Source organism: Heyndrickxia sp. NPDC080065 (genome assembly GCF_050281185.1).
Lineage (GTDB): Bacteria > Bacillota > Bacilli > Bacillales > Bacillaceae_C > Heyndrickxia.
Genome location: NZ_JBNNWS010000001.1, coordinates 154,589 through 176,770 on the forward strand (window position 1 = coordinate 154,589; position 22,182 = coordinate 176,770).

The window sequence follows — 22,182 nt, forward strand, 5'->3', positions numbered from 1 at the left end:
CGAGTTTATTATAAAAGAAAAGCTTTTTGTACGATGTACAAAAAGCTTTTTTAATTAGGATTTGAAGTTACTCTTGGAAGAATTAAAACCTCAACTCGGCGATTCTTTGCTTTACCTTCTTCCGTACTATTCGAAGCGATTGGTTTGTATTCTCCAAAGCCTTTTACACTAAAATTACGAGGATTAAGCTTTTCATTGTGTAAAAGGATCTTCATAAAGTTTAATGATCTCATCACACTTAATTCCCAATTAGACTCAAAATTCGAATTGCGAATCGGAACATTGTCTGTATGACCACTAATAATAAAATTTCTTGGCGGGTCCATAACAAGTAATTCTGATAATTCCCTTGCTGTCTTCATATTTTTTTCGCTTATATTAGCTTTACCAGATTCGAACAGCACATTATCTCGAATAGTTAATAATAGCCCCTCATCTGTTAAAGATGTTGCAAACTTCCCTGATAAGTTATTTTTACCTATATAAGTATTTATTTTGGCCTGAACTTTTTCTAGTTCTTCGTGATCCTGCAGTTTTAACTTTTTTAATTTTTGTTCAGCCGATTGTTCAACCGATTCATTTTCTTTTTTTGCATTTTCTTGATTTTTTTCTTCTATCGCACCTGTCCGGAACTGATCCACTGGTTGAGGTTTTGAATAATCCATCACACCTACACCACTAGAGAAAATTCCATTAAAAACTTGTGAAAGCTTTTGAAATTTTTGTGCATCCACAGAACTAGATGCAAATAGCACAATGAAAAGCGCTAATAGCAATGTTAATATATCAGCATAAGGGAGCAGCCAAGATTCATCTACATGTGCATCTTCTTGAGATTTTTTTTTGCGCCGCTTACTCATTTAATTCACTGCTTTCTTCCAAAAACTTTTTCCGTTCTTCTGATGGCAAGTACGATGCCAGCTTTTGTTCAATGACACGTGGAGCTTCCCCTGCTAATATGGATAATATTCCTTCAAGCATAATTTCCTTAATTTTGACTTCTTGCTTTGATTTTCTTTTCAGTTTATTTGCAAAAGGATTCCATAAAACATATCCAGAAAAAATCCCTAACATGGTAGCAACAAAGGCTGCTGATATAGCATGACCTAATTCTTCCGTATTATCCATATTTCCCAGCGCTGCAATCAAACCAAGTACAGCCCCTAGAACCCCTAGGGATGGAGCATATGTGCCTGCCTGTGAAAAAATAGCAGCCCCTGCTTGGTGACGACCTTCCATCGCTTCAATTTCTTCACTTAAAACATCTCGAATATAATCAGCACTTTGCCCATCTACGGCTAGACTCAATCCATTTTTCAAAAATGGATCCTCGACCTCATGCAATCTAGTTTCCAATGCCAGTAGACCTTCTTTCCTTGCAACCTGTGCCAAATCAGAAAAAAGACCAATTACATTTTTTATATCCATATTTTTTGAATCTTTAAAAATAACACGAAATAGCTTTGGAACTCTTTTTATTTCACTAGTTGGAAAAGCTATTGTTACTGCTGCAATTGTTCCTAAAATAATAATTAGTAATGCAGCGGGATTTACAAGAGCGTTAATTGGAACTCCTTTTAAGACCATTCCAACCCCAACAGCTATAAAACCTAATATGACGCCTATAATCGATGTTTTGTCCATTTGCTTCACCCTAAATTATCAAAATCGTCTTCTTATCTTTTATATCGACAAAAATATCGATTCTTTTAGAGCAAATCATCAAAACTTCGACAATTGCTTTTATATCTATTGGCTGTTTTGGATATTTTGTTAAAATTCTAATCATATTTACTTAGTAAAACGTTGCTGATTGTTACTCTTGATGTAAAAGCAACAAAGCTTACTATTTCAGAAACTTTTTTTCAATTTTCCGTTCATAGTTTTTAAATACTGAAGAATTAGTCTTGACCCTTCTTTTCGATAATAATTCATTGTATTTTAGCATCTTTTCATTTAATTCTTTTCGAAGGTCTTCTTTATTTAATTCACTTTCACTTTTTCGAATAAGATCCTCAATGGTCATTAATTCTTTTTTTACCGATGCTTCTTCAGGGGAAAATCCAGCATTTCTCATGATGCGGTAGGCCATTCTTAAGTCTTCTGGTATATTTGCTAACTCATCTTCGGGTAATGGCTTACCCATACCTGGTAAATTATCAAATTCTCCATTTTTATATGCTTTCCGGATCTGATCTTCGGTAATTCTAAAGAAATCCATTCACAGCCATCCTTTCCGATATTTGATACTATTATTATATCGAAATTAAGTTTGTTCGAGCATGATGTTCCATCTTATTAATGACAATATTTTGACTATTAAGCCTTATAAAGGCTTTGTTAATGGTTATTGTTGAAAAAATCACCTGTATGGTATGCGTGAAGCGATTTCTTTACGAAGTAAAACTAGCTGAACGCATACCATACAGGGCTTTCTTAAAAACAACAACATTATTTAACAAAGCCTTATTAAAAAATGTTTTTTTGATAAAGTCATTCCTTTTGGAGATTCTAAACACATAAACGAAAAAGGAGTGAGGTTATGGCTAGAGGGAGTAGTTTTCATCATAAGAAAAAAGGACACCCTGGAAATTTTCCGGAAAACAGTTTAACCGAAAAACATACAAAAGAGGCTATTGGCGACGAGGAATTCATTGTCACTCGCGAAGCCTATAAAAACCGAGTAGAAGAAGAGGAAGTAGAATAAAAAAACAGTGCCTGACACCAAAGGTGTAAGGCACCGTTTTTTCATTTTTGGATATTTAAGCATTCACTTTTTCTTGAGCTTTTAAATCCATTGCCGGACCGAAGAATTCATAACGAATATTTTCTTCTTTTACTCCGAGCTGTGATAAAATTTGAACGGCATTTTTAAGGAATGGAACTGGGCCACAAATATAAGTAATCGTTTCTTCAGTAATAATATTTTGTAAAAAGCTTTTTGATAAATAACCTTCAAAATGATGACTTCCATTTGTGTTTAATGGTTTTTCATAACCAAAGTAAGAATGCCCATTTTCTAAATTTTTAACAGCTTGTTCTACAGCCTCTTTAAAAGCATGGAATTCTTCGTTTCTTGCTGCATGAATGAAATTTACTTCACGTTTGGATCCTTTACTTGCTAAAGTATCTAGCATACTCATCATAGGTGTTAATCCAACACCTCCAGAGATTAATGCAACTGGGGCTGTTTCTTCCATATTTAAAGTAAATTCTCCTGCAGGTGCACTAACTTCAATGGTATCACCAACATTAACCTGACCATGCAAATAGTTTGACACTTTGCCATTAGGATCAAAGTCTTTTTCTTTTTTTACAGAAATACGATAATAATCATGAACTGGTGCACATGATAAACTATATTGACGATTTAATGTGTATTCTTCACCAGGAATTTTTACACGGATTGTCAAGTATTGTCCAGGTTCATATGTTGTAACACCAGAACCATCTTTAGGCTTCAAATAGAAAGAAGTAATCACATTGCTTTCTTGTTCTTTTTTCACCACAATGAAGTCTTTGAAATCCATCCAGCCATTTTCTTGGTCTGTAGCTGCTTGATACATTCCTTTTTCTACATCAATAAATGCTTGTGCAATAACTCCATAGGCTTCGGACCATGCATGAATAATTTCATCTGTTGCAGCATCTCCTAGAACCTCTTTAATTGCTTTAAGCAAAAATTCTCCGACAATCGGATAATGTTCTGGCTTTATTCCTAAACCACGGTGCTTATGAGCAATTTGTTTAACAACTGGAACAATAACTTCTAGTTGGTCAATGTATTTTGCTGCAGCATATACTGTATATGCAAGTGCAGTTTGTTGTCTTCCTTGTTTTTGATTTACATGATTAAATATATTTAATAACTCAGGATGTGCTTCAAACAACATTCTATAGAAGCAAGTAGTAATTTTAGTCCCTTCTGTTTGTAAAACAGGTGCTGTTGATTTTACAATATCTATCGTATTTTGAGATAACATGAAGTATCGCCCCTCTTTTTAAAGAAGTATTTTAAATACATCTTTAAAATACTCCCATTGATAATTAAAAGCAATATTTCAAATACATCTTTAAAAAAGCTGTCACAATTTAGACAGTAAATATTCAAAAACGATATAATAAATAGGCTTTAATACTGATTATTGTTTATAAAATTGACTGTAGAGAATGCGTGAAGCGATTTCTATACGGAGTATAACTAGCTGAACGCATTCCCTACAGGACTTTTTCAGAAACTACAGCTTTATTTAACAATGCCAATGAATTAGTATGAGGGGATGAGGTGATTTTACATGCGTTTAACAAATTATACTGACTATTCGCTTCGGGTTCTTATTTATTTAGCATCATTAGAACCTTCAAAGCTTTCGAATATAAAAGAAATTGCTGAGGTTTATGGGATTTCAAAAAACCATCTTATGAAAGTGATTCATGAGTTAGGAAAAATGGGAGTTATTGAAACAATTAGAGGAAGAAATGGCGGCATTAGGCTCGCACTCCCCCCCAAAAAAATCAATATTGGAGCCATTATTCGAAAAACGGAGGATGATTTCCATATTGTTGAATGTTTCGATAAGGAACATGGATCATGTATTATATCTCCTGTATGCGGTTTAAAACATGTGCTTAACAAAGCTTTAGCGGCATATTTTACTGTTCTTGACCAATATACCTTAGCAGATATTGTCCGTGATCCATCCCATTATCGAATGCTTTTCAATTTTCATGAAGGTTCTTAGAGCCTTCTTTTTTTATGTCTTTCAAGTAAATATTCTTATAAAATCATAATTAATAATATTTCGCAAATAACTCATTTCCATTTTCTTTCCTATATTCTATAATTGAAATTGAAATAGAAAATCTCTCAGTCTTAGCTTGATAATTATTAACGGGCAAAAAAAGCGGAATTTTCTTGAAAATGCACTCCTATGGATAGATAATTTTTTGGTTTAACAACCATCACCTCACATATCCTTTTTGTTAATTCTATGAAGAAAATAAAATCATTAAAAAAAGATAAAAATTATATGTATTATTTAACCGAAATTATTAAGGGGAGATTATTAATTGAAGATTGATCACATAGTTATTAATGTTGATAGCTACATACAAACTAACAAGGAGTTTATCGATAAAGTTGATACGTTCGGAATTCCGTATAAGCCTAAGTGGGGGAAAGGTACGAAAGGATTTAAAGTATCGAACCTATGGATTGGAAAAGAGTATTTGGAAATGGTTAGAATTAAAACATTTGATGGTGGTGGATGGATAAGCAATTGGACTAAGCATTATCATCATGGACACAGGGGTGTTATTGGATTAGCTTTAGAAGTTGATAACATTGAAGAAGTATTCCATGAACTAAACAGTAAGGGTGTAAATGTTACTCCTCCAAAACCATTAACATTTAAATGGTTCTTTAAACTATTGTCCAAAACGATGCCCTGGAGAAATTCATATCTACCCGAATTCGAGGGATTTCCATTTCAAATCTTTTTACAGCAGCTAAATGATGAAAAAAGTAAAGCTTTCATGCAGCAATACATGGTACCTAATAGTACGGAAAATCATATTAATGGGATTAAAGAAATAAAAGTATATGGAAAGTTAACTATAAACGATAAAAATATCATTCGTGCACTCTTTCAAAATTATGAAGAACATGAAAAAAGTATGATAATTTTACTAGGGCAACAAACCATCTCATTTATTGAAGCAGATGAACAGTATACAGAAATTTTATTAGACTGTAACAATAAAGATTACTCCAATAAACATTTAGACATCCATAATGTATTGCTAATAAACTCCTAATATAAAATCGTAACACAAATGAAATTGCCAACATACAACAAACTTATTGCCATAGACAAATGAAATAAGATATTTATTAATGATTGGCATTCTTTATTTCGATTGATAAAATATAGGAGAAGATTCTGAAAAAAAGGAGATACATATATGACAACATTTCAAAATAAGCTTGAAAATTATGCTGAGTTAGCTGTTAAAGTTGGTGTTAATGTTCAAAAAGGGCAAACATTAGTAGTAAATACTTCAATTGATGCTTTGGAATTTGTTCGTCTTGTGACAAAAAAGGCGTATGAGGCGGGAGCGAAAAATGTAGTTATTAATTGGGGCGATGATACCGTTTCCAGATTGAAATATGACCTAGCACCTGATGAAGCATTTACAGAATATCCTAAGCATCGTGCAGCTGAAACAATTGAACTGGCTGAAAACGGGGCAGCATTCATGTCCATCGTTTCGTCTAGTCCTGATCTATTGAAAGGTGTAAACCCTGAGCGTATTTCAAACTTTCAAAAAGCTGCTGGTCAAGCTCTAGAAACATATCGCCAGTATATCCAATCAGATAAAGTAAGCTGGACAGTTATTGGTGTTCCTTCTGAAGCTTGGGCTAAAAAGGTATTTCCAGATTTATCACCAAATGAAGCTGTAGAGAAGCTTTGGGATGCCATTTTCAAATCCACTAGAGCAGATCTTGAAGACCCTATCCAAGCATGGAAAGATCATGATGCTTCATTGCATGAAAAAGTTCATTATTTAAACGAAAAACGATACAAGAAGCTTCATTATACTGCACCAGGTACAGATTTAACCGTTGAATTACCAAATGGACACTTATGGGTAGGAGCAGGCAGCATTAACGAACAAGACATTGAATTTATGGCAAATATGCCGACTGAGGAAGTTTTTACAGTTCCTCATAAAGATGGTGTTAATGGTCATGTCTCCAGTACAAAACCATTAAGCTATGGCGGAAATATTATTGATGAATTTACCATTACATTTGAAAATGGCCGAATTGTCGATGTAAAAGCAAAAGAAGGCGAGAACATTTTAAAACGCTTAGTGGAAACTGACGAAGGCTCCCATTACCTTGGTGAAGTGGCTCTTGTTCCACATAACTCACCAATTTCACAGTCAAACATCCTCTTCCTAAATACTCTATATGATGAAAATGCATCAAATCACTTTGCCATCGGCAGTGCATATGCGTTCTGTGTTGAAGGTGGAAAGAAGATGTCACGTGAGGAACTTATAAAGAATGGCTTAAACCAAAGTATCACACATGTTGACTTTATGGTAGGATCTGCCGAAATGAATATCGATGGTATAAAAGAAGACGGCACAACGGAACCAATTTTTCGTAATGGTGATTGGGCGTTTTAATTACAAAAGCGCAATTGCCGCAGCTCTAGCGTACGGATTTCGTAGTCTTCGACTGAGATAAAGGAAACACGGTGAGGAGTTCACGAGCCGATGTGACTTATCGTAGGGAGGAGACGGAGAAATCCGCTAGCCGATAGGCGCTGGAGCTAGACGTAAACCTCACTCTTCCGAAAGTAATCCACAGTGCGAATTTTTTATACAGACACTTTACTTAACTAAACAAATAAAAATTTTAAAAAAGCTCTTGCAATTGACAAGAGCTTTTTCTTGTTTCTGTAAGATTTTCCAAGTAAAATAAAATATGGTTTTTTACATAAATAAATCATTGTTATTGAACTTACACCAAAGAAATGATGAGGGGAAACATGAGAATACGGGATTGGGATAAAAATCTAAAAATAAGGCTTGTTGGGGAAGCATTGATGAACGTAACATTTTGGATGTTCTTCCCCTTTTTAACGATTTATTTTTCTGAAGCATTTGGAAAAGGAACTGCAGGGCTTTTATTAATAGGTTCACAAATTTTTTCAGTGTTAGCAAATTTACTTGGTGGTTACTATGCTGACCGTTATGGACGAAAAAAAATGATGGTCATTTCCTCTTTTGGACAAGGAATAGCCTTTATCGTTTTCGCACTTACCAATACACCTTCTGTTGGGATTGTTTGTTTTACAGTAGCCAGTATTTTTGGTTCATTTTATTATCCTGCCAGCCAAGCCATGGTAGCTGATGTGGTGAGTGAGAAAGATCGCAGTGACGTGTTTTCCGTTTTTTATACATCCATTAATATAGCTGTTGTTATTGGACCATTGTTAGGTGGAATTTTCTTCACCTATTACCGAGTTGAGTTATTGCTCGTATCAGGAGCGGTTTGTTTATTATTATCCTTTTTATTATGGAAGTTCACAAGAGAAACTACTCCAATTCATGTACCATCAGAAAAAGTTAATAGGCAATGGTACAATGTTTTAAAAGAACAATTTTCTTCATACAAAATTATCATTAAAGACCGAGTTTTTTTACTCTTTATAATAGCCGGAATTTTAGTAGCACAAACATTTATGCAGCTTGACCTGCTTATTCCAGTATTTATTAAAGAAACCATTAATAATGTAACCTTATTTCAAAATTTCTCTTTCAATGGAGAACAAATCTTTGGTTTCATTCTTTCAGAAAACGGATTATTAGTTGCAATATTTACCGTCTCTATTACGAGATGGATGGTTAAATATAATGAAAAGCGTGTATTTATTTTGTCTTGTTTTTGCTATGCTTTATCCATGTATTTTTTTGCCTTGCTCCCAAATTTATGGGGATTAATTTTAGCAATGGCCATCTTTTCGTTAGGTGAATTGATGGTCGCGGGGATACAACAAACTTTTATCTCAAAAATTGCTCCAGAGCATATGCGAGGACAATATTTTGCTGCTGCTAGTTTGCGTTATACGATAGGAAGGACAATTGCCCCAATCACTATTCCTTTAGCTTCATTCATTGGATATTTTCAAACCTTTAATCTGCTTGCTTTAATCGCACTTTTAAGCGCAGGAATTTATGTGATTATGTTTAATAAATTTCATTTACAACAAAGAAGAGGAATTTAAGCCTCTTCTTTTTTATGTACTTTTTAACAGTTATTTTTTGAAGTGATTGGTTAAATAATATTTACAGATAGATTTCTTATGAAAGAAGTGGTTTACATGCTTACAGATAAGCAGCTTGCAGAACTACGATCTCGATTACTTCAAGAAAAAAGTGAATTTGAAAACCAATTACAACAAAATGATCATTATGGATTAGAAAGTGGATTTTGGCATGAATCGATGGGTGAGTTATCGAGTTATGATAACCATCCTGCCGACGATGGAACTGAGCTTTTTGAACGAGAAAAAGATGTTGCGTTAAATGAGCATAGTGAATATGAATTAACAAATATAGATAAAGCATTACAAGCAATGAAGGATGGTTCCTACGGAAAATGTATAGAATGTGGAAAGGAGATTCCTTTAGAACGATTAGAAGCCATTCCTTCTACTTTGTATTGTAAAGAACATAGCCCAGATAGAAGGGTTTCACATCGACGACCTGCTGAAGAAAGAGTTCTTTTATCATCATTAGGAAATTTAGACTTTGATGATACTCGGAGAGAACATGTTGAATTTGATGCAGAAGATTCTTGGCAAGCCGTAGCTCAATGGGGCAGCTCTGATTCACCATCAGATTTCTTTAATCCTCCAGAGCATTATAATGATATGTATATCGATTCTCATGAAAACATTGGGTATGTAGAGGATTTTGAAAACTTTGTTGGTAATGATATGTATGGAAAGAATAAACAATATTACCCAAATCCACAATATGACGAATATACAGATGGTTTAGATGAAGAAGGAATCATGACAACCTTTGGTGATTTACCAGCATACGAGCATGATCCTTATGTTGAGGATGATGAATAACGGGCCAAAAAGAAAAGCGTAAGCGCCGCAGCTCTAGCGTACGGATTTTGTAGTCTTCGACTGAGATAAAGGAAACACGACGAGTGACGAGCCGATGTTGACTTATCGTAGGGAGAAGACGAAGAAATCCGCTAGCCGATGGCTGCTTGCGCTAGACATGAAAGAGATGGACCCGTTGTTCTTCTATATCATAATTTATTTTCATTTAACCATGATGCCAACGCTTCTATATCTTTTGAAAAAATTCGATCTTTTACAATGCTTGGAACAATTTCTCTTCCTTTATTGTAAAATTCTCTTGTTAAAGAAGCCATTTTATCAATGCCACGGAATTCTGCCCCTTGCATTGCACATATGAATTCGATAGCCAATACTCTTCTTGAATTTTGCAATATTTGATAGGCATGCCTTGCAGCAATCGTACCCATACTTACATGATCCTCTTGATTAGCAGAGGATGGAATGGAATCAACACTAGCTGGATGGGCAAGTGTTTTATTTTCGGAAACTAAAGATGCCGCTGCATATTGCATAATCATTGCTCCAGATTGTAGCCCTGGTTCTGGGCTTAAAAATCCTGGTAGATCATTTAATTGTGGATTAACAAGTCTTTCAATTCTTCTTTCAGAGATATTTGCCAGTTCGGCGATTGCAATTTTCATAAAATCCATGGCTAAAGCAATAGGTTGTCCATGAAAGTTTCCACCTGAAATGATTTTCGATCCATCATTAAAAATTAATGGATTGTCAGTAGCAGCATTGATTTCGATTTCAAGTTTTTCCTTTACATAATCCAACGCTTGCCATGAAGCACCATGCACTTGTGGTATACACCGTAGTGAATAAGCATCTTGGACACGTTGCTCGCCCTGCTTTGTTATCAACTTACTATCTGATAAGTACTTTCTTATTCTGCCTGCAACATCGACCTGTTGCTGGTATCCTCGAGCTACATGGACATCTTCATCAAATGCATCAATAATCCCTTGCAGTGCTTCCATTGTAATTGAAGCAATAAGTTCACTTTGCTTTGCTAAAGATTCTGCTTCGATAAATGCTATGACTCCCATTGCGGTCATAGCTTGAGTTCCATTAATTAATGCTAGACCTTCTTTGGCTTGTAAAGTAACAGGGGTGATCGACTCTTGTTTTAAGGCTTCTTGCACATCCATTCGTTTCCCTTTATAAAAAACCTCCCCTTCTCCCATTAGGGCAAGAGCAAGATGGGATAACGGAGCTAAGTCGCCACTAGCTCCAAGTGACCCTTGCTGGGGTATAACAGGATGAATATTAGAATTGATAAAACGTACAAGCGTTTCAATAATAATCGGACGAACACCTGAAAACCCTTTTGATAATGCATTTGCACGAAGTAAAAGCATAGCTCTAGAAACGATTTCTGGGAATGGGTCCCCTACTCCACAAGCATGGGAATGAATTAAATTTAATTGTAGTTCTTCTACATTTTCTGCATTAATATAAACATCACTAAATTTACCAAATCCGGTTGTTATTCCATAAACGACTTTTTCTTCTTTCACAATTCTTTCTACTGCCTGATGACTTTGAATTACTTTCTTCATACTATCTGAAGATATTTCAACCTTTTCCTTATCAAATATTACTTTCTTAACCTCATTAATGGTTAATGTATTTCCTGTTAATTGAACCATATTCTTTGCCCCCTCTAGTTAGATTATTACTACGTTAGTGAACTAAAGAAAAAAGACTTCATCACATTAAGCTGTAATGAAGTCTTTTAAAAAATTTTTTCAGTTGGCTATCGATTTCGAAATTAAACTTCTGCATTGTGGTAGCCTCCACTAATAATCAGTCCTTATAAACAGAATATTTGCTACCCCTGCAAGTTGTCAATCATTTTCATAATATTTTAACAAGTCATTAAAGTATTAAGCTGCTTTGTTAGTATGATAAAGGCTATTTTGCTATAATATTCGAAGAGAAAATATGGTATCATATATAAGAAAAGCGCAAGCGCCGCAGCTCTAGCGTACGGATTTTGTAGTCTTCGAATGAGATAAAGGAAACACGGCGAGGTAGTAAGGAGCCGATGTTGACTTATCGTAGGGAAAAGACGTAGAAATCCGCTAGCCGATAGGCGCTGGAGCTAGACACAGCAGACACTTTTCATGGCTAATACCCTTAGTAAATTTTATACTTTCTTACCTTACAAGAAAAATAAAAGTAATCACTGGATATCGTAAAACTAAATAGAGGTGAATGAAATGAGTAACCGACCGACTAAATTTATGAGAGAAACGTTAACTATAAAAACAAGCCATGTTCTACCTCCAGATACAAATCATCACGGAACATTATTTGGTGGTAAATTGATGGCCTACATCGATGACACAGCTTCCATAGCAGCTACAAAATTTGCAAGGAGTCCTGTAGTTACAGCATCAACTGACTCTGTAGATTTTATTAAACCTATTCGTGTTGGTGATGCAGTAACATTGGAAGCGATGGTAACTTATACGGGCCGTAGCTCTATGGAGGTATTTGTAAAAATTACATCTGAACATCTTTTAACTGGAGAAAAATCAATTGCCGCTTTATCATTTCTAACCTTCGTCGCAATCGATGAAAATGGACATCCAGTCGAAGTTCCGATGGTCGTCCCAGAAACAGATCAGGAAAAATGGTTAAATGAGACAGCTACACGAAGAGCAGAACACCGAAAAATGAGAAAAAAAGAAAGTGAAGAACTCGCACGTTTCTTCTCTGAATAACTTTATATTCCATATCCGAGCAATTTACAGTATTGCTCGGATATTTTTCTTTAGAAAGAATACTTTTCTAGAATAAGAAGTATTTTCATACTAAGAAAATTTAGCATTATGCTATAATAGTTAGGTTAAAATTTCACCTATTTGAATTTCTACTATAAAATTGTAGAAAGACTCTCTTATGCTTTATGTTGTTTTTAATAAATTATTGCTAGCGAACTTCCATTATTAACCGGAGGTGAAAGGTTTGTTTAGTCAGTCATTTTTACAAATGAATACTATTTTTATTAGTATTTTAATAGAAGCATTGCCATTTGTATTACTAGGAGTAATTATCTCTGGAATTATCCAAATGTTTATTACTGAAGAGATGATTGCTAAAGTAATTCCAAAAAATCGTTTTTTGGCTGTTTTATCAGCGGCAGTAGTCGGTGCCTTGTTTCCTGCATGTGAATGTGGAGTCGTCCCAATTACTAAAAGATTAATTGCAAAAGGGGTTCCACTTCATGCTGCGATAGGCTTCATGATAACTGGACCTATTATTAATCCTATCGTTTTATTTTCAACATTTATTGCGTTCGGTAATAGCTGGAAAATGGTGCTTTATCGAAGTGGCCTTTCATTTGCTGTTGCTTTAATTGTAGGATTTATTTTATCCTATCAATTTAAAGATTCACAGCTAAGAAATAAAGCGAATGATCATCACCACCACGATCACGATCATGGAACGGGTATTTTAGGAAAATTAAAAGGAACGATCCAACATTCTATAGATGAATTCTTTACTGTTGGGAAATTTTTAATCCTCGGTGCATTTATTGCTGCAGCAATGCAAACTTTCGTTAAAACATCGACCTTGACTTCAATTGGTCATGGTGAGTACTCATCTTCTATCGTGATGATGGGACTATCATTTATTTTATCTTTGTGCTCTGCGGCAGATGCATTTATTGCTTCCTCATTCCAAAGCACATTTGCACTTAATTCATTAGTTGCCTTTCTTGTATTTGGTGCCGTGTTTGATATTAAAAACACACTAATGATGCTTAGTGTTTTCAAATCGAAATTTGTCCTATACTTGTTTATCTATGTAAGTGTATTTGTATTTTTAGGTTCAATCATTATAGGATATCTATAAAGAAAGGAGTCCTTTGAATGCTAAGATTTTTTATTTTACTTGGTTTTTCTTTTCTTTTTATGCATTTACATGTAACAGGCTCTATTTCTAAATACATTAATATGAAGTATTCTTATATCTCATTTATTACAATATTTGTTTTGTTTTTCCTTACTTTTGCGCAACTCGTTTTTTATATAAAAGGAGATAAAAGCAAAGAAAAAGAAGACTGTGGACATGGTTGTGACCATTCCCACGAAAGGAATAGCTGGAAAGAGTATCTATTCTATCCAGTTCTTATTTTTCCTATCATTTCTGTTTTCTTTATTCCTATTGCGACACTTGATTCAAATATCGTAAAAGCAAAAGGATTTAATTTTGATGTTTATAATGATAAAGATACATCTGCGATTCATCAGTTCCTTCAGCCGGATTCCAGTGTTTATTATGGTCAAGAAGGATATGACGAATATATGGATAAGGCAAAAAAGAAATTTGTCACTAATAATAGTAAAGTTGTTTTAAATGACAAAGATTTCTTAATTGGTATGGAGACTATTTATAAATTTCCTGGTTACTTTGAGGATAAAACGATTCAAGTTAAAGGATTTACGTATAATGAAAAAGAGCTTGAATCCAATCAAATTTTTCTATTCCGCTTCGGAATTATTCATTGTATTGCGGACTCTGGAATATTTGGAATGCTAGTTCAGTTCCCGAATGATATTCATTTCAAAAATGATGAATGGCTACAGGTCGAAGGAAAGTTAAGTAATATATACTATCAGCCTTTCAAAAAAACCATCCCCGTTTTAAAAGTAACAAAATGGAAAAGTACTCCTAAACCTGAAGATCCATATGTATATCGGACATATTAAGAAAAAGCACATGACTGTTGTCATGTGCTTTTTCGCTTTCAAAACATTTTATATGTAAGTAATCAATTTATCGTTTATGGAAAAGATAACATAAACATATAGTCATTCACGGAGGATTACAATTATGAGTGGAGAAATTAAATTACGACCTTTAGAAAGATCAGATTTAGAATTTGTCCATGCACTTAATATTAATGCTAATGTTATGTCCTATTGGTTTGAAGAGCCTTATGAAGCTTTTGTAGAGTTACAAGATTTATTCGATAAACATATTCATGATCAAGGTGAACGGAGATTTATCGTAAAAAATAATGATGAGATGCTTGGATTAGTTGAAATTGTTGAGATTGATTATATACATCGACGAGCAGAATTTCAAATCATTATTGATCCAAAACACCAGGGGAAGGGCTATGCCACTTCTGCAACACGTTTGGCAATGAATTACGCTTTTTCTGTTTTAAATATGCGTAAACTTTATTTAATTGTTGATAAAACGAATGAAAAGGCCATACATATATATAAAAAGGTTGGTTTTCATGTAGAAGGAGAATTAATTGATGAATTTTTCGTAGATGGGGACTATCATGATGCTTTAAGAATGTGTATTTTTCAGGAAGAATACTTAGCCAATTCTAGTAATTGACACTCTATATACTTCACACATCAATTGCCCTTCATTAAGAAGGGCAGCTATTACCATTTATGCACCCAATATATTCAAATATACCTCTTTTTTTACAGGTTACAATTTTTAAATTTAGTTAACAGCACCAATGCATGATTGGATATAATCTACTTCAAAATCCCTTTAAATCAACGAATATCAAACTCATTCCTCTTTTTTTCATTTGTAATATAATTTTAATGGAATAAAATGTATTCATTATTACCCACATAAATGTCCTATACTTTATTGTAGTAGTATATGTAAGTTGAAAGAATCAAAAGAAGGTTAGGTGGAAACATATGTTTTCAGGTACAGAGATAGGAATCGATTTAGGGACTGCAAATATTTTAGTATATAGCAAAAATAAAGGTGTTATTTTAAACGAACCATCCGTTGTAGCGATAGATTCAGAAACAAAACGAGTGTTAGCTTTTGGAACAGAAGCCAAAAACATGATTGGAAAAACTCCTGGGAAAATTGTAGCCATTCGTCCTTTAAGAGACGGAGTTATTGCAGATTATGATATTACAACCGAACTTCTTAAACAAATCATGAAAAGAATAGGTAAGCAGCTTGGCTTAGCTGTTCGTAAGCCAAATGTAGTTGTTTGTACACCCTCTGGTGCAACATCTGTAGAACGTAGAGCAATTCAAGATGCAGTTAAAAGTGCTGGAGCAAAAACTGTGCATTTAATTGAGGAGCCAGTTGCTGCTGCTATTGGTGCTGATTTACCAGTTGATGAACCAGTAGCGAATGTCATTGTTGATATTGGCGGTGGTACAACAGAAGTTGCCATTATTTCATATGGTGGTGTAGTAACTTGCAATACACTTCGAATTGGCGGAGACAAAATGGACGAGGATATCATCCAATATGTTAGAAAAAATTATAATCTATTAATTGGAGAACGTACAGCAGAGCAATTAAAAATGGAAATCGGTTATGCACTTGTTGATCATGATGGACTTTCAATGGATGTTCGAGGTCGTGATTTAGTTTCAGGTCTTCCAAAAACGGTTACACTTCATTCAGAAGAAATACAAAATTCCATCCGAGAATCACTCCTTAATATTCTGGAAAGCATTCGAGCAACTTTAGAAAACTGCCCTGCCGAACTAAGTGGGGACATTGTTGATCGAGGTGTTATCTTAACTGGCGGCGGTAGTATGTTAAACGGCATGCAAGAATGGTTGAGCAAGGAGATTATTGTGCCTGTTCATCTTGCTCCAAGTCCATTAGAATCTGTTGCTATCGGAACTGGCCGTTCATTGCAATTTATAAATAAACTACAAACGGCTACAAAGTAAGTTAAACTATTAATCTTTTAATATTTACCAAAAACACCTTCGCACAAATAATGCGAAGGTGCTTTTGTGTTTTATTCTTTTTTATCTCCAGCTGAAAGCTGCTGATTTGTTTGTTTCATTTCATGAGTAAGTTGATCAATGCTGCCACGGATGTTATGTTTTCCAGATAGATTTTCAAGTAAATCTTTTACATCAATACCGGATGATGCTTTTAATGATTCTTGAAGTGTTGACATTAAGTTTGTTGCATAACCAGTTATTTTATTGGCACCGCCATCACTTCCGCTGCCGCCGGTATCTACTACTGTAATCTTTTCAATATTGCTTAATGGACTTGCCACTTGTTTTGCATACTCAGGAAGCATTTTCATAACCATATCGAGTACGGCTGCTTGACCGAACTGTTCGAAAGCTTCGGCAATCTTTCTCTTTGCTTCCGCTTCGGCAAGACCTTTCAAACGGATAATATCAGCTTCAGATTCCCCTTGTGCTCTTTGTGCTTCCGCTTTTGCAAGACCATCCACCCGAACTCTTTCAGCTTCCGCTTTCGCCATTGCCTCAATATGGTACTTATTTGCATCTGCTTCAGCTATTTGTTTTGCTTTGTTCGCAACAGCTGCTTGTTCCACAGAATAACGGTCTGCATCAGCCTTTTTCTTAACTTCAGAATCGTATTGACGTTCACGACGTAAAATTTCTTTTTCTTCAAGTTCAATCTGCTTTTGACGTTCGATGATTTTAATTTGCATTTCTTGCTCTGTTACATCCTGTTTTGCACGAGCTGTTTCTAAATCGTAAGCTTGGTCCGCTTTCGCTCTTGCAATATCTTGTTCACGACGGAATTCCGCTATTTTCAGCTGATTTACTTTTTCTGCTTCAGCGATTTCTGTTGCACGTTCTAATTCAGCCTTTTGGGCATCCTTTGAAGCTTCAGCACGTTTAATTCTTGTTTCTTTATCGGCTTCTGCTGTGGCGATGTCTGCATCACGTTTTACTTGAGCAATACGCGGCTTCCCTAGTGATTCCAAATAACCATTTTTATCGCGAACCTCTTTAATCGTAAATGATACGATGATTAATCCCATTTTCGCCAAGTCCTGTGAAGCAACACGCTGTACTTCTTGAGAGAATTTATCACGGTTTTTATAGATTTCTTCAACAGTCATTGATCCAAGAATTGAACGAAGATGACCTTCCAATACTTCTTTCGCTTCATTTTCACGATCATCTTTTGTTTTACCTAGAAATTGTTCCGCTGCTGTAGCAATTTCTCCAATAGATCCTCCGATTTTAATAATCGCAGTACCATCTGCCATTACTGGAACACCTTGCTCAGTGTAAACTTCAGGTGTTGTTACTTCAAGTTTACTAGATAGTAAGCTTAATGGTTGTGCTTGTTGGAATACTGGGAGTACAAATGTACCTCCACCACGAATAATCTTTATTTTATTGCCAGATTCATCTGTATGGACATTGCGGCCACCTAGATAGCTTCCTGTTACAATTAAAGCTTCATCTGGACCAGCTGTTTGATATTTTGTTACAAACATACCAATTAGTGCGATGACCAAAAAGGCAACAATTGCAATGATAATCCATAAACCTACATTTTCAAACATTGCTTTTCCCCCTAACAGATATATATAAATTTTTTAATACACATAACAAGTAGTTGCGGTGTTCATGAGGATTCCCATGTTTAACTCAAGTTAGCTGTACCTGATTCATTACCTAGCTCTTCATTGTATAAACGATTATTTTCATAAGGAACGACATAAAGAACGCCGTCTTTCACTTCAATAATTAGCACTTGTTTCCCTTCTTCTATAGGGGTATTCTCATAGCTGGCAGATGGTTTAGAAATCATACCGCTTTTGCTCTCAATAACTACCTCTCCAAAGCCGTTTTCCGGTATGGAAATAATTAATTTCCCAACTCTTCCTTTTAAAGATTCCTCTGTGTAGCTGAGTGATTCCTCTGCAGAAGATAAAGGTATGAGAACAAACACATTTAAAAGTGTGACAAGTATAATTGCGATTATTGCAGATAATGCCATAATGATATAGCTGGATAAGGAGGTTACTTTCTCAAATACAAATCCAGATGCTGAAAAAAATGTAATAAATGATAGAACTAATGTCGGGTGAAAATATCCGAGTGCTTCACCGATTCCGTGAAAGATATCACCAAATAAAATATAGAGAATCGTTAAGCTCCCCGCAGCAATGAGTAGAATTAAATAAACCGACTCTATCGGTGTACCGAAAATGGTCATTCGCACCAAATCCTTTACTTGTAATATGATACATCCAGGTAAAGCATACCCCAAGTTTCCTTGTTTACTTATTTACGTAAGTAGGAGATATTAGGTTTCAAATATGTGACAAAAAAGTTTCAATTTTTTTGAGTGATGATTTATGTGAGGGAGTATGTTTTAGATGCAGAGATGACTTATTAACAATTGACCTCTCTGCATCTTTCAGTTTAATTGTACCATAATTTCAATTAGGACAAATATTCAATTTCTTTATGGATAAGATTAAATTATTTCCGAATTTATAGTTTCTTATCTGTTATCTACTTTCTCAGGATACATATCATGATTCATCAAGCGGTAGTTTGCCATTTCCTCATACTTCGTACTAGGTTTTCCATAATTACAATATGGGTCAATTGATATTCCTCCACGCGGTGTAAATTTCCCCCATACTTCGATGTAACGCGGATCTAAAAGTTTAATAAGATCATTCATAATGATGTTTACACAGTCTTCGTGAAAATCTCCATGATTACGAAAACTAAATAAATACAATTTTAAAGACTTACTCTCTACTATCTTTTTATCAGGGATATAGCTGATGTACATAGTTGCGAAATCGGGTTGACTAGTGATTGGCACTACAAATACAAGTAGGTGGACTATATCATATTCTTATTTAGCTGCGATATTAAATAAGAATCCTCGCGCTTCCATCATTATGATGTACTCTACTCCCTTCCACAAATAGTACTATTACTCGCTTCGTATTTGTGTGGTTTCGATAGTCTCTGCACCTTCCTCTAACTTGAGGCTTGGCTCAGGATTAGAATTTATCTTTAAATTCCTTCCCTGAATTCACGAGGTTTAGTCGACAGTGTTACCACTGAAGTGTGCCCTTATTGACACAAACTAGTAAACTCCGGACAATTAAACTTTACAAAATAATCGCGATTCACATGTAAATTATCCACAGATTCTAATACTTGTGGAGCATACTCAAACAAATATTTTGTTCCCTGATTTCCTAACAAAGTTAAATCCTGTAAACCTTCCTTATCTGTTCTTCCTGACATAAAAAAAACCTCCTTAACATATTACGTACATTTAAGAGAGATTCATTGTTTCATAGCAGCTGCAAATATTAAAAATGGACAAAATCGAAATGCTCAAGCGCCTTGATCAGCCTCGGGCAAAAATGTTCTCCAATTATAGAAGTCCGCCCTTTGACTTCTATGGGAAAGTCCTAATGCCGACTTTCCTCGGTTGGAGGTTATTTGACCTCGAGGGGCTAGGCGCTGGAGCTAGACAAGAAAAGCCATGTCCTGATATGGACATGGCTGTAAGGTCATAAATCCATAGTTTTTTATAGAGGGTATCAGCTATGAACCTCTCCCGCATGTACGGGTATTCATTTGTACAGAAATTAGCATATTAAAGTTTATCTTATCAGTCAATAGTAAGTTTGATATCTATTCATTATCTTTCAACGCATTCCCTAAATCTTCAAGTAAGTCTTCAATATCTTCAATTCCAACAGATATTCTGATAAGACCTTCTTCTATCCCAAGTTCAAGGCGTCGCTCACGTGGAATCGATGCGTGTGTCATTAACGATGGAATGGAAATTAAACTTTCAACCGCTCCAAGACTCTCAGCAAGTGTAAAGTATTTCACTTTCTTTAATACCGATAGAGCTTTTTCCTTGCTTTCTACCGTGAAGGAAATCATACCGCCAAAGCCATCTGCTTGCGAGCGGTGAATATCGTGACCTGGATGATCGGATAATCCTGGGAAAAATATTTTTTCTACTTTAGGATGTTCTTGAAGGAACTTAACTACATCTAATGCGTTTTTTTCGATTTCCTCCATACGAATACCTAAGGTTTTGATACCACGCATGAGCAGCCAGCTATCCTGAGGCCCGAGAATACCGCCAGTCGAGTTTTGGACAAAATGAATCTCCTCACCCAGTTTTTTATCATTTACAACAACTAAACCTGCTACCACATCACTATGTCCACCTAAATATTTCGTTGCACTATGAAGAACAATATCAGCGCCTAAAACAAGTGGATTTTGCCAGTAAGGTGTACTAAAAGTATTATCAACAATTAACTTTAATCCTTTTTCCTTCGCTAATTCACTTACTGCTTTAATATCGGTAATCTTCAACAAAGGATTCGTTGGTGTTTCAATAAAAATCGCTTTTGTATTTGGATGAATTGCATGTTTCACGGCACTTAAATCACTCGTATCAACAAATGTTACATCTAAATTAAATCGTTTTAAAACCTTTGTCATAACACGAAAGGTTCCACCATACACATCATCCGTTATAATGATATGATCCCCTGAAGAAAACAAATGCATCACCGCTGTAATTGCAGCCATACCTGATCCAAATGCAAACCCACGAGTTCCATTTTCAACATCAGCAATCAGCTTTTCCAATGATTCACGTGTTGGATTCCCAGTTCTGGAATATTCATATATAAAATTCCCTACCCCTTCTTGCTTGTAGGTACTAACTTGATAAATAGGGGTAGAAACCGCTCCGGTATACGGATCTATGCTAATGCCTCCATGAATAAACTTTGTTTTTTTCTTCATCTTGTTCTACTCTCCCTTTCTTGGTAAATTCCGCTGCTTATATACCGTTCACTGCTGTCTGGAAAAATAGTCACGATATTCGTTCCTGGTTTTGCCAACTTTGCTTCCCTTAAGCACGCTTCCAAAGCAGCTCCAGAAGAACTTCCTACTAGTAGTCCTTCCTTTCGGGCAATTTCGGCTAAGCGGGAAAAAGCATCCTCATCAGAAATAGTGTGAATTCCATCAAAATACTGATAATCCATAAATGATGGCAAAAATTCCATTCCAATTCCCTCAGTACGGTGGGATCCGGCGTCTCCCCCATTTAAAATTGAGCCTTCTGGTTCAACAATAACCGTTTTAATGTTTGGGAGCCTTTCCTTTAAAAAGCGAGAAGTTCCCATAAATGTTCCGCCAGATCCCGCCCCGGCAACAAACACATCAATCTTTCCATCTAACGCATCATAGATCTCAGGGCCGAGGTTTTCGTAATAGGTATCAGGATTAGCAATATTTTGGAATTGTCCTGGATAAAAGGAGTTTGGCGTTATATCAAGTAATTCTTCTGCTTTTTCAATTGCTCCCTGCATTCCGAGTTCTGTTGGCGTATTTATCACTATTGCACCGAGGGCTCTCATTAATGTTTGTTTTTCAAGACTGAATTTCTCTGGTGTAATAAAAATCGCCTTTACTCCGAATTTTATCGCAGCCAACGCTAATCCGACCCCGGTATTACCTGCTGTTGGTTCAATAATCGTGCCGCCTTCCTTTAAATTTCCTTCATCGAAAGCTCTTTTTAATAAATAATCCCCTAATCGATCCTTGATACTGCCCCCAGGATTAAAATACTCCAGCTTTGCAAATAAACGCACACCTTTTGGAAGTGAATAAGTGGTAATTTCAATTAATGGCGTATTTCCAATTAATTCACTTACGTGTTTTGCGTATTTCATTTC

The 22,182-nt window shown here is 35.3% G+C and carries 21 protein-coding genes, 1 pseudogene and 1 riboswitch; of the genes and pseudogenes, 11 read left to right on the top strand and 11 right to left on the bottom strand.

From position 1 onward, the window contains the following. Nucleotides 1-50 precede the first annotated feature (50 nt). From motB to ACQKP0_RS00755, 3 genes are all read right to left on the bottom strand, one after another. Nucleotides 51-860, bottom strand: a complete 810-nt coding sequence (gene motB, locus ACQKP0_RS00745; RefSeq protein WP_427403895.1) for a flagellar motor protein MotB — start codon at nt 858-860, stop codon at nt 51-53. Beyond that, the gene (motA, locus tag ACQKP0_RS00750) at nt 853-1,644 is read right to left on the bottom strand and encodes a flagellar motor stator protein MotA (RefSeq protein ID WP_427403896.1); all 792 of its coding nucleotides are present in this window, start codon (nt 1,642-1,644) and stop codon (nt 853-855) included. The genes motB and motA overlap by 8 nt, the downstream gene beginning before the upstream one ends. 202 nt (nt 1,645-1,846) lie before the next feature. Beyond that, the gene (locus ACQKP0_RS00755) at nt 1,847-2,221 is read right to left on the bottom strand and encodes a DUF1992 domain-containing protein (protein WP_427403897.1); all 375 of its coding nucleotides are present in this window, start codon (nt 2,219-2,221) and stop codon (nt 1,847-1,849) included. A gap of 321 nt (nt 2,222-2,542) precedes the next feature. Between ACQKP0_RS00755 and ACQKP0_RS00760 the strand changes: the two genes are divergently transcribed. After that, complete coding sequence (locus ACQKP0_RS00760) at nt 2,543-2,707, top strand: hypothetical protein (RefSeq protein WP_427403898.1); 165 nt, start codon at nt 2,543-2,545, stop codon at nt 2,705-2,707. 55 nt (nt 2,708-2,762) lie between these two features. Here the strand turns inward: ACQKP0_RS00760 and hmpA are convergent, their stop codons facing one another. Beyond that, complete coding sequence (hmpA, locus tag ACQKP0_RS00765) at nt 2,763-3,983, bottom strand: NO-inducible flavohemoprotein (RefSeq protein ID WP_427403899.1); 1,221 nt, start codon at nt 3,981-3,983, stop codon at nt 2,763-2,765. Nucleotides 3,984-4,295: 312 nt separating this feature from the next. Between hmpA and ACQKP0_RS00770 the strand changes: the two genes are divergently transcribed. From ACQKP0_RS00770 to ACQKP0_RS00790, 5 genes are all read left to right on the top strand, one after another. Next, on the top strand, nt 4,296-4,742 hold the full coding sequence (locus tag ACQKP0_RS00770; protein WP_427403900.1) for an Rrf2 family transcriptional regulator: 447 nt from the start codon (nt 4,296-4,298) through the stop codon (nt 4,740-4,742). A 328-nt stretch (nt 4,743-5,070) separates the two neighbouring features. After that, on the top strand, nt 5,071-5,817 hold the full coding sequence (locus ACQKP0_RS00775) for a VOC family protein (RefSeq protein WP_427403901.1): 747 nt from the start codon (nt 5,071-5,073) through the stop codon (nt 5,815-5,817). Nucleotides 5,818-5,964: 147 nt separating this feature from the next. Next, on the top strand, nt 5,965-7,197 hold the full coding sequence (locus ACQKP0_RS00780) for an aminopeptidase (RefSeq protein WP_427403902.1): 1,233 nt from the start codon (nt 5,965-5,967) through the stop codon (nt 7,195-7,197). Nucleotides 7,198-7,562: 365 nt separating this feature from the next. Beyond that, nucleotides 7,563-8,801, top strand: a complete 1,239-nt coding sequence (locus ACQKP0_RS00785) for an MDR family MFS transporter (RefSeq protein WP_427403903.1) — start codon at nt 7,563-7,565, stop codon at nt 8,799-8,801. Nucleotides 8,802-8,897: 96 nt separating this feature from the next. Beyond that, nucleotides 8,898-9,656, top strand: coding sequence for a TraR/DksA C4-type zinc finger protein (locus tag ACQKP0_RS00790; protein WP_427403904.1), 759 nt, complete (start codon nt 8,898-8,900; stop codon nt 9,654-9,656). Between the two features lie 188 nt (nt 9,657-9,844). On the opposite strand, the gene hutH is transcribed toward ACQKP0_RS00790, so the two are convergent. Beyond that, complete coding sequence (gene hutH / locus ACQKP0_RS00795) at nt 9,845-11,329, bottom strand: histidine ammonia-lyase (protein WP_427403905.1); 1,485 nt, start codon at nt 11,327-11,329, stop codon at nt 9,845-9,847. A 573-nt stretch (nt 11,330-11,902) separates the two neighbouring features. Between hutH and ACQKP0_RS00800 the strand changes: the two genes are divergently transcribed. The 5 genes from ACQKP0_RS00800 (at nt 11,903) to mreBH (ending at nt 16,378) form a co-directional block, all read left to right on the top strand. Continuing rightward, nucleotides 11,903-12,409: an acyl-CoA thioesterase gene (locus ACQKP0_RS00800; RefSeq protein WP_427403906.1), complete on the top strand. Its 507-nt coding sequence runs from the start codon at nt 11,903-11,905 to the stop codon at nt 12,407-12,409. A gap of 268 nt (nt 12,410-12,677) precedes the next feature. Beyond that, nucleotides 12,678-13,544: a permease gene (locus ACQKP0_RS00805; protein ID WP_427404161.1), complete on the top strand. Its 867-nt coding sequence runs from the start codon at nt 12,678-12,680 to the stop codon at nt 13,542-13,544. 17 nt (nt 13,545-13,561) lie between these two features. Then, nucleotides 13,562-14,401: a TIGR03943 family putative permease subunit gene (locus tag ACQKP0_RS00810; RefSeq protein WP_427403907.1), complete on the top strand. Its 840-nt coding sequence runs from the start codon at nt 13,562-13,564 to the stop codon at nt 14,399-14,401. A gap of 124 nt (nt 14,402-14,525) precedes the next feature. Continuing rightward, the gene (gene speG, locus ACQKP0_RS00815; protein WP_427403908.1) at nt 14,526-15,047 is read left to right on the top strand and encodes a spermidine N1-acetyltransferase; all 522 of its coding nucleotides are present in this window, start codon (nt 14,526-14,528) and stop codon (nt 15,045-15,047) included. 323 nt (nt 15,048-15,370) lie between these two features. Next, the gene (mreBH, locus tag ACQKP0_RS00820) at nt 15,371-16,378 is read left to right on the top strand and encodes a rod-share determining protein MreBH (RefSeq protein ID WP_427403909.1); all 1,008 of its coding nucleotides are present in this window, start codon (nt 15,371-15,373) and stop codon (nt 16,376-16,378) included. A 71-nt stretch (nt 16,379-16,449) separates the two neighbouring features. Here mreBH and ACQKP0_RS00825 read toward each other — a convergent pair whose 3' ends face one another. From ACQKP0_RS00825 to ACQKP0_RS00850, 6 genes and pseudogenes are all read right to left on the bottom strand, one after another. Continuing rightward, on the bottom strand, nt 16,450-17,997 hold the full coding sequence (locus ACQKP0_RS00825) for an SPFH domain-containing protein (protein WP_427403910.1): 1,548 nt from the start codon (nt 17,995-17,997) through the stop codon (nt 16,450-16,452). 80 nt (nt 17,998-18,077) lie between these two features. Continuing rightward, nucleotides 18,078-18,653, bottom strand: a complete 576-nt coding sequence (locus ACQKP0_RS00830) for a hypothetical protein (RefSeq protein WP_427403911.1) — start codon at nt 18,651-18,653, stop codon at nt 18,078-18,080. Between the two features lie 291 nt (nt 18,654-18,944). Beyond that, nucleotides 18,945-19,274 (bottom strand): annotated as a pseudogene (gene queF, locus ACQKP0_RS00835) (preQ(1) synthase); the annotation flags it as partial. 260 nt (nt 19,275-19,534) lie between these two features. After that, nucleotides 19,535-19,711, bottom strand: a complete 177-nt coding sequence (locus ACQKP0_RS00840; protein ID WP_427403912.1) for a hypothetical protein — start codon at nt 19,709-19,711, stop codon at nt 19,535-19,537. 276 nt (nt 19,712-19,987) lie between these two features. Next, a riboswitch (PreQ1 riboswitch) is annotated at nt 19,988-20,034 on the bottom strand. Nucleotides 20,035-20,107: 73 nt separating this feature from the next. After that, the gene (locus ACQKP0_RS00845; protein WP_427403913.1) at nt 20,108-21,247 is read right to left on the bottom strand and encodes a bifunctional cystathionine gamma-lyase/homocysteine desulfhydrase; all 1,140 of its coding nucleotides are present in this window, start codon (nt 21,245-21,247) and stop codon (nt 20,108-20,110) included. Further along, complete coding sequence (locus ACQKP0_RS00850; protein ID WP_427403914.1) at nt 21,244-22,179, bottom strand: PLP-dependent cysteine synthase family protein; 936 nt, start codon at nt 22,177-22,179, stop codon at nt 21,244-21,246. Before ACQKP0_RS00850 ends, ACQKP0_RS00845 begins: the two co-directional genes overlap by 4 nt. Nucleotides 22,180-22,182: the final 3 nt, after the last annotated feature.

What these genes read in the sequence shown, in the direction of transcription:
- motB (WP_427403895.1), bottom strand. Translation starts at nt 860, where the DNA reads ATGAGTAAGCGGCGCAAAAAAAAATCTCAAGAAGATGCACATGTAGAT.
- motA (WP_427403896.1), bottom strand. Translation starts at nt 1,644, where the DNA reads ATGGACAAAACATCGATTATAGGCGTCATATTAGGTTTTATAGCTGTT.
- ACQKP0_RS00755 (WP_427403897.1), bottom strand. Translation starts at nt 2,221, where the DNA reads ATGGATTTCTTTAGAATTACCGAAGATCAGATCCGGAAAGCATATAAA.
- ACQKP0_RS00760 (WP_427403898.1), top strand. Translation starts at nt 2,543, where the DNA reads ATGGCTAGAGGGAGTAGTTTTCATCATAAGAAAAAAGGACACCCTGGA.
- hmpA (WP_427403899.1), bottom strand. Translation starts at nt 3,983, where the DNA reads ATGTTATCTCAAAATACGATAGATATTGTAAAATCAACAGCACCTGTT.
- ACQKP0_RS00770 (WP_427403900.1), top strand. Translation starts at nt 4,296, where the DNA reads ATGCGTTTAACAAATTATACTGACTATTCGCTTCGGGTTCTTATTTAT.
- ACQKP0_RS00780 (WP_427403902.1), top strand. Translation starts at nt 5,965, where the DNA reads ATGACAACATTTCAAAATAAGCTTGAAAATTATGCTGAGTTAGCTGTT.
- ACQKP0_RS00785 (WP_427403903.1), top strand. Translation starts at nt 7,563, where the DNA reads ATGAGAATACGGGATTGGGATAAAAATCTAAAAATAAGGCTTGTTGGG.
- ACQKP0_RS00790 (WP_427403904.1), top strand. Translation starts at nt 8,898, where the DNA reads ATGCTTACAGATAAGCAGCTTGCAGAACTACGATCTCGATTACTTCAA.
- hutH (WP_427403905.1), bottom strand. Translation starts at nt 11,329, where the DNA reads ATGGTTCAATTAACAGGAAATACATTAACCATTAATGAGGTTAAGAAA.
- ACQKP0_RS00800 (WP_427403906.1), top strand. Translation starts at nt 11,903, where the DNA reads ATGAGTAACCGACCGACTAAATTTATGAGAGAAACGTTAACTATAAAA.
- ACQKP0_RS00805 (WP_427404161.1), top strand. Translation starts at nt 12,678, where the DNA reads ATGAATACTATTTTTATTAGTATTTTAATAGAAGCATTGCCATTTGTA.
- ACQKP0_RS00810 (WP_427403907.1), top strand. Translation starts at nt 13,562, where the DNA reads ATGCTAAGATTTTTTATTTTACTTGGTTTTTCTTTTCTTTTTATGCAT.
- speG (WP_427403908.1), top strand. Translation starts at nt 14,526, where the DNA reads ATGAGTGGAGAAATTAAATTACGACCTTTAGAAAGATCAGATTTAGAA.
- mreBH (WP_427403909.1), top strand. Translation starts at nt 15,371, where the DNA reads ATGTTTTCAGGTACAGAGATAGGAATCGATTTAGGGACTGCAAATATT.
- ACQKP0_RS00825 (WP_427403910.1), bottom strand. Translation starts at nt 17,997, where the DNA reads ATGTTTGAAAATGTAGGTTTATGGATTATCATTGCAATTGTTGCCTTT.
- ACQKP0_RS00830 (WP_427403911.1), bottom strand. Translation starts at nt 18,653, where the DNA reads ATGACCATTTTCGGTACACCGATAGAGTCGGTTTATTTAATTCTACTC.
- ACQKP0_RS00840 (WP_427403912.1), bottom strand. Translation starts at nt 19,711, where the DNA reads ATGTCAGGAAGAACAGATAAGGAAGGTTTACAGGATTTAACTTTGTTA.
- ACQKP0_RS00845 (WP_427403913.1), bottom strand. Translation starts at nt 21,247, where the DNA reads ATGAAGAAAAAAACAAAGTTTATTCATGGAGGCATTAGCATAGATCCG.
- ACQKP0_RS00850 (WP_427403914.1), bottom strand. Translation starts at nt 22,179, where the DNA reads ATGAAATACGCAAAACACGTAAGTGAATTAATTGGAAATACGCCATTA.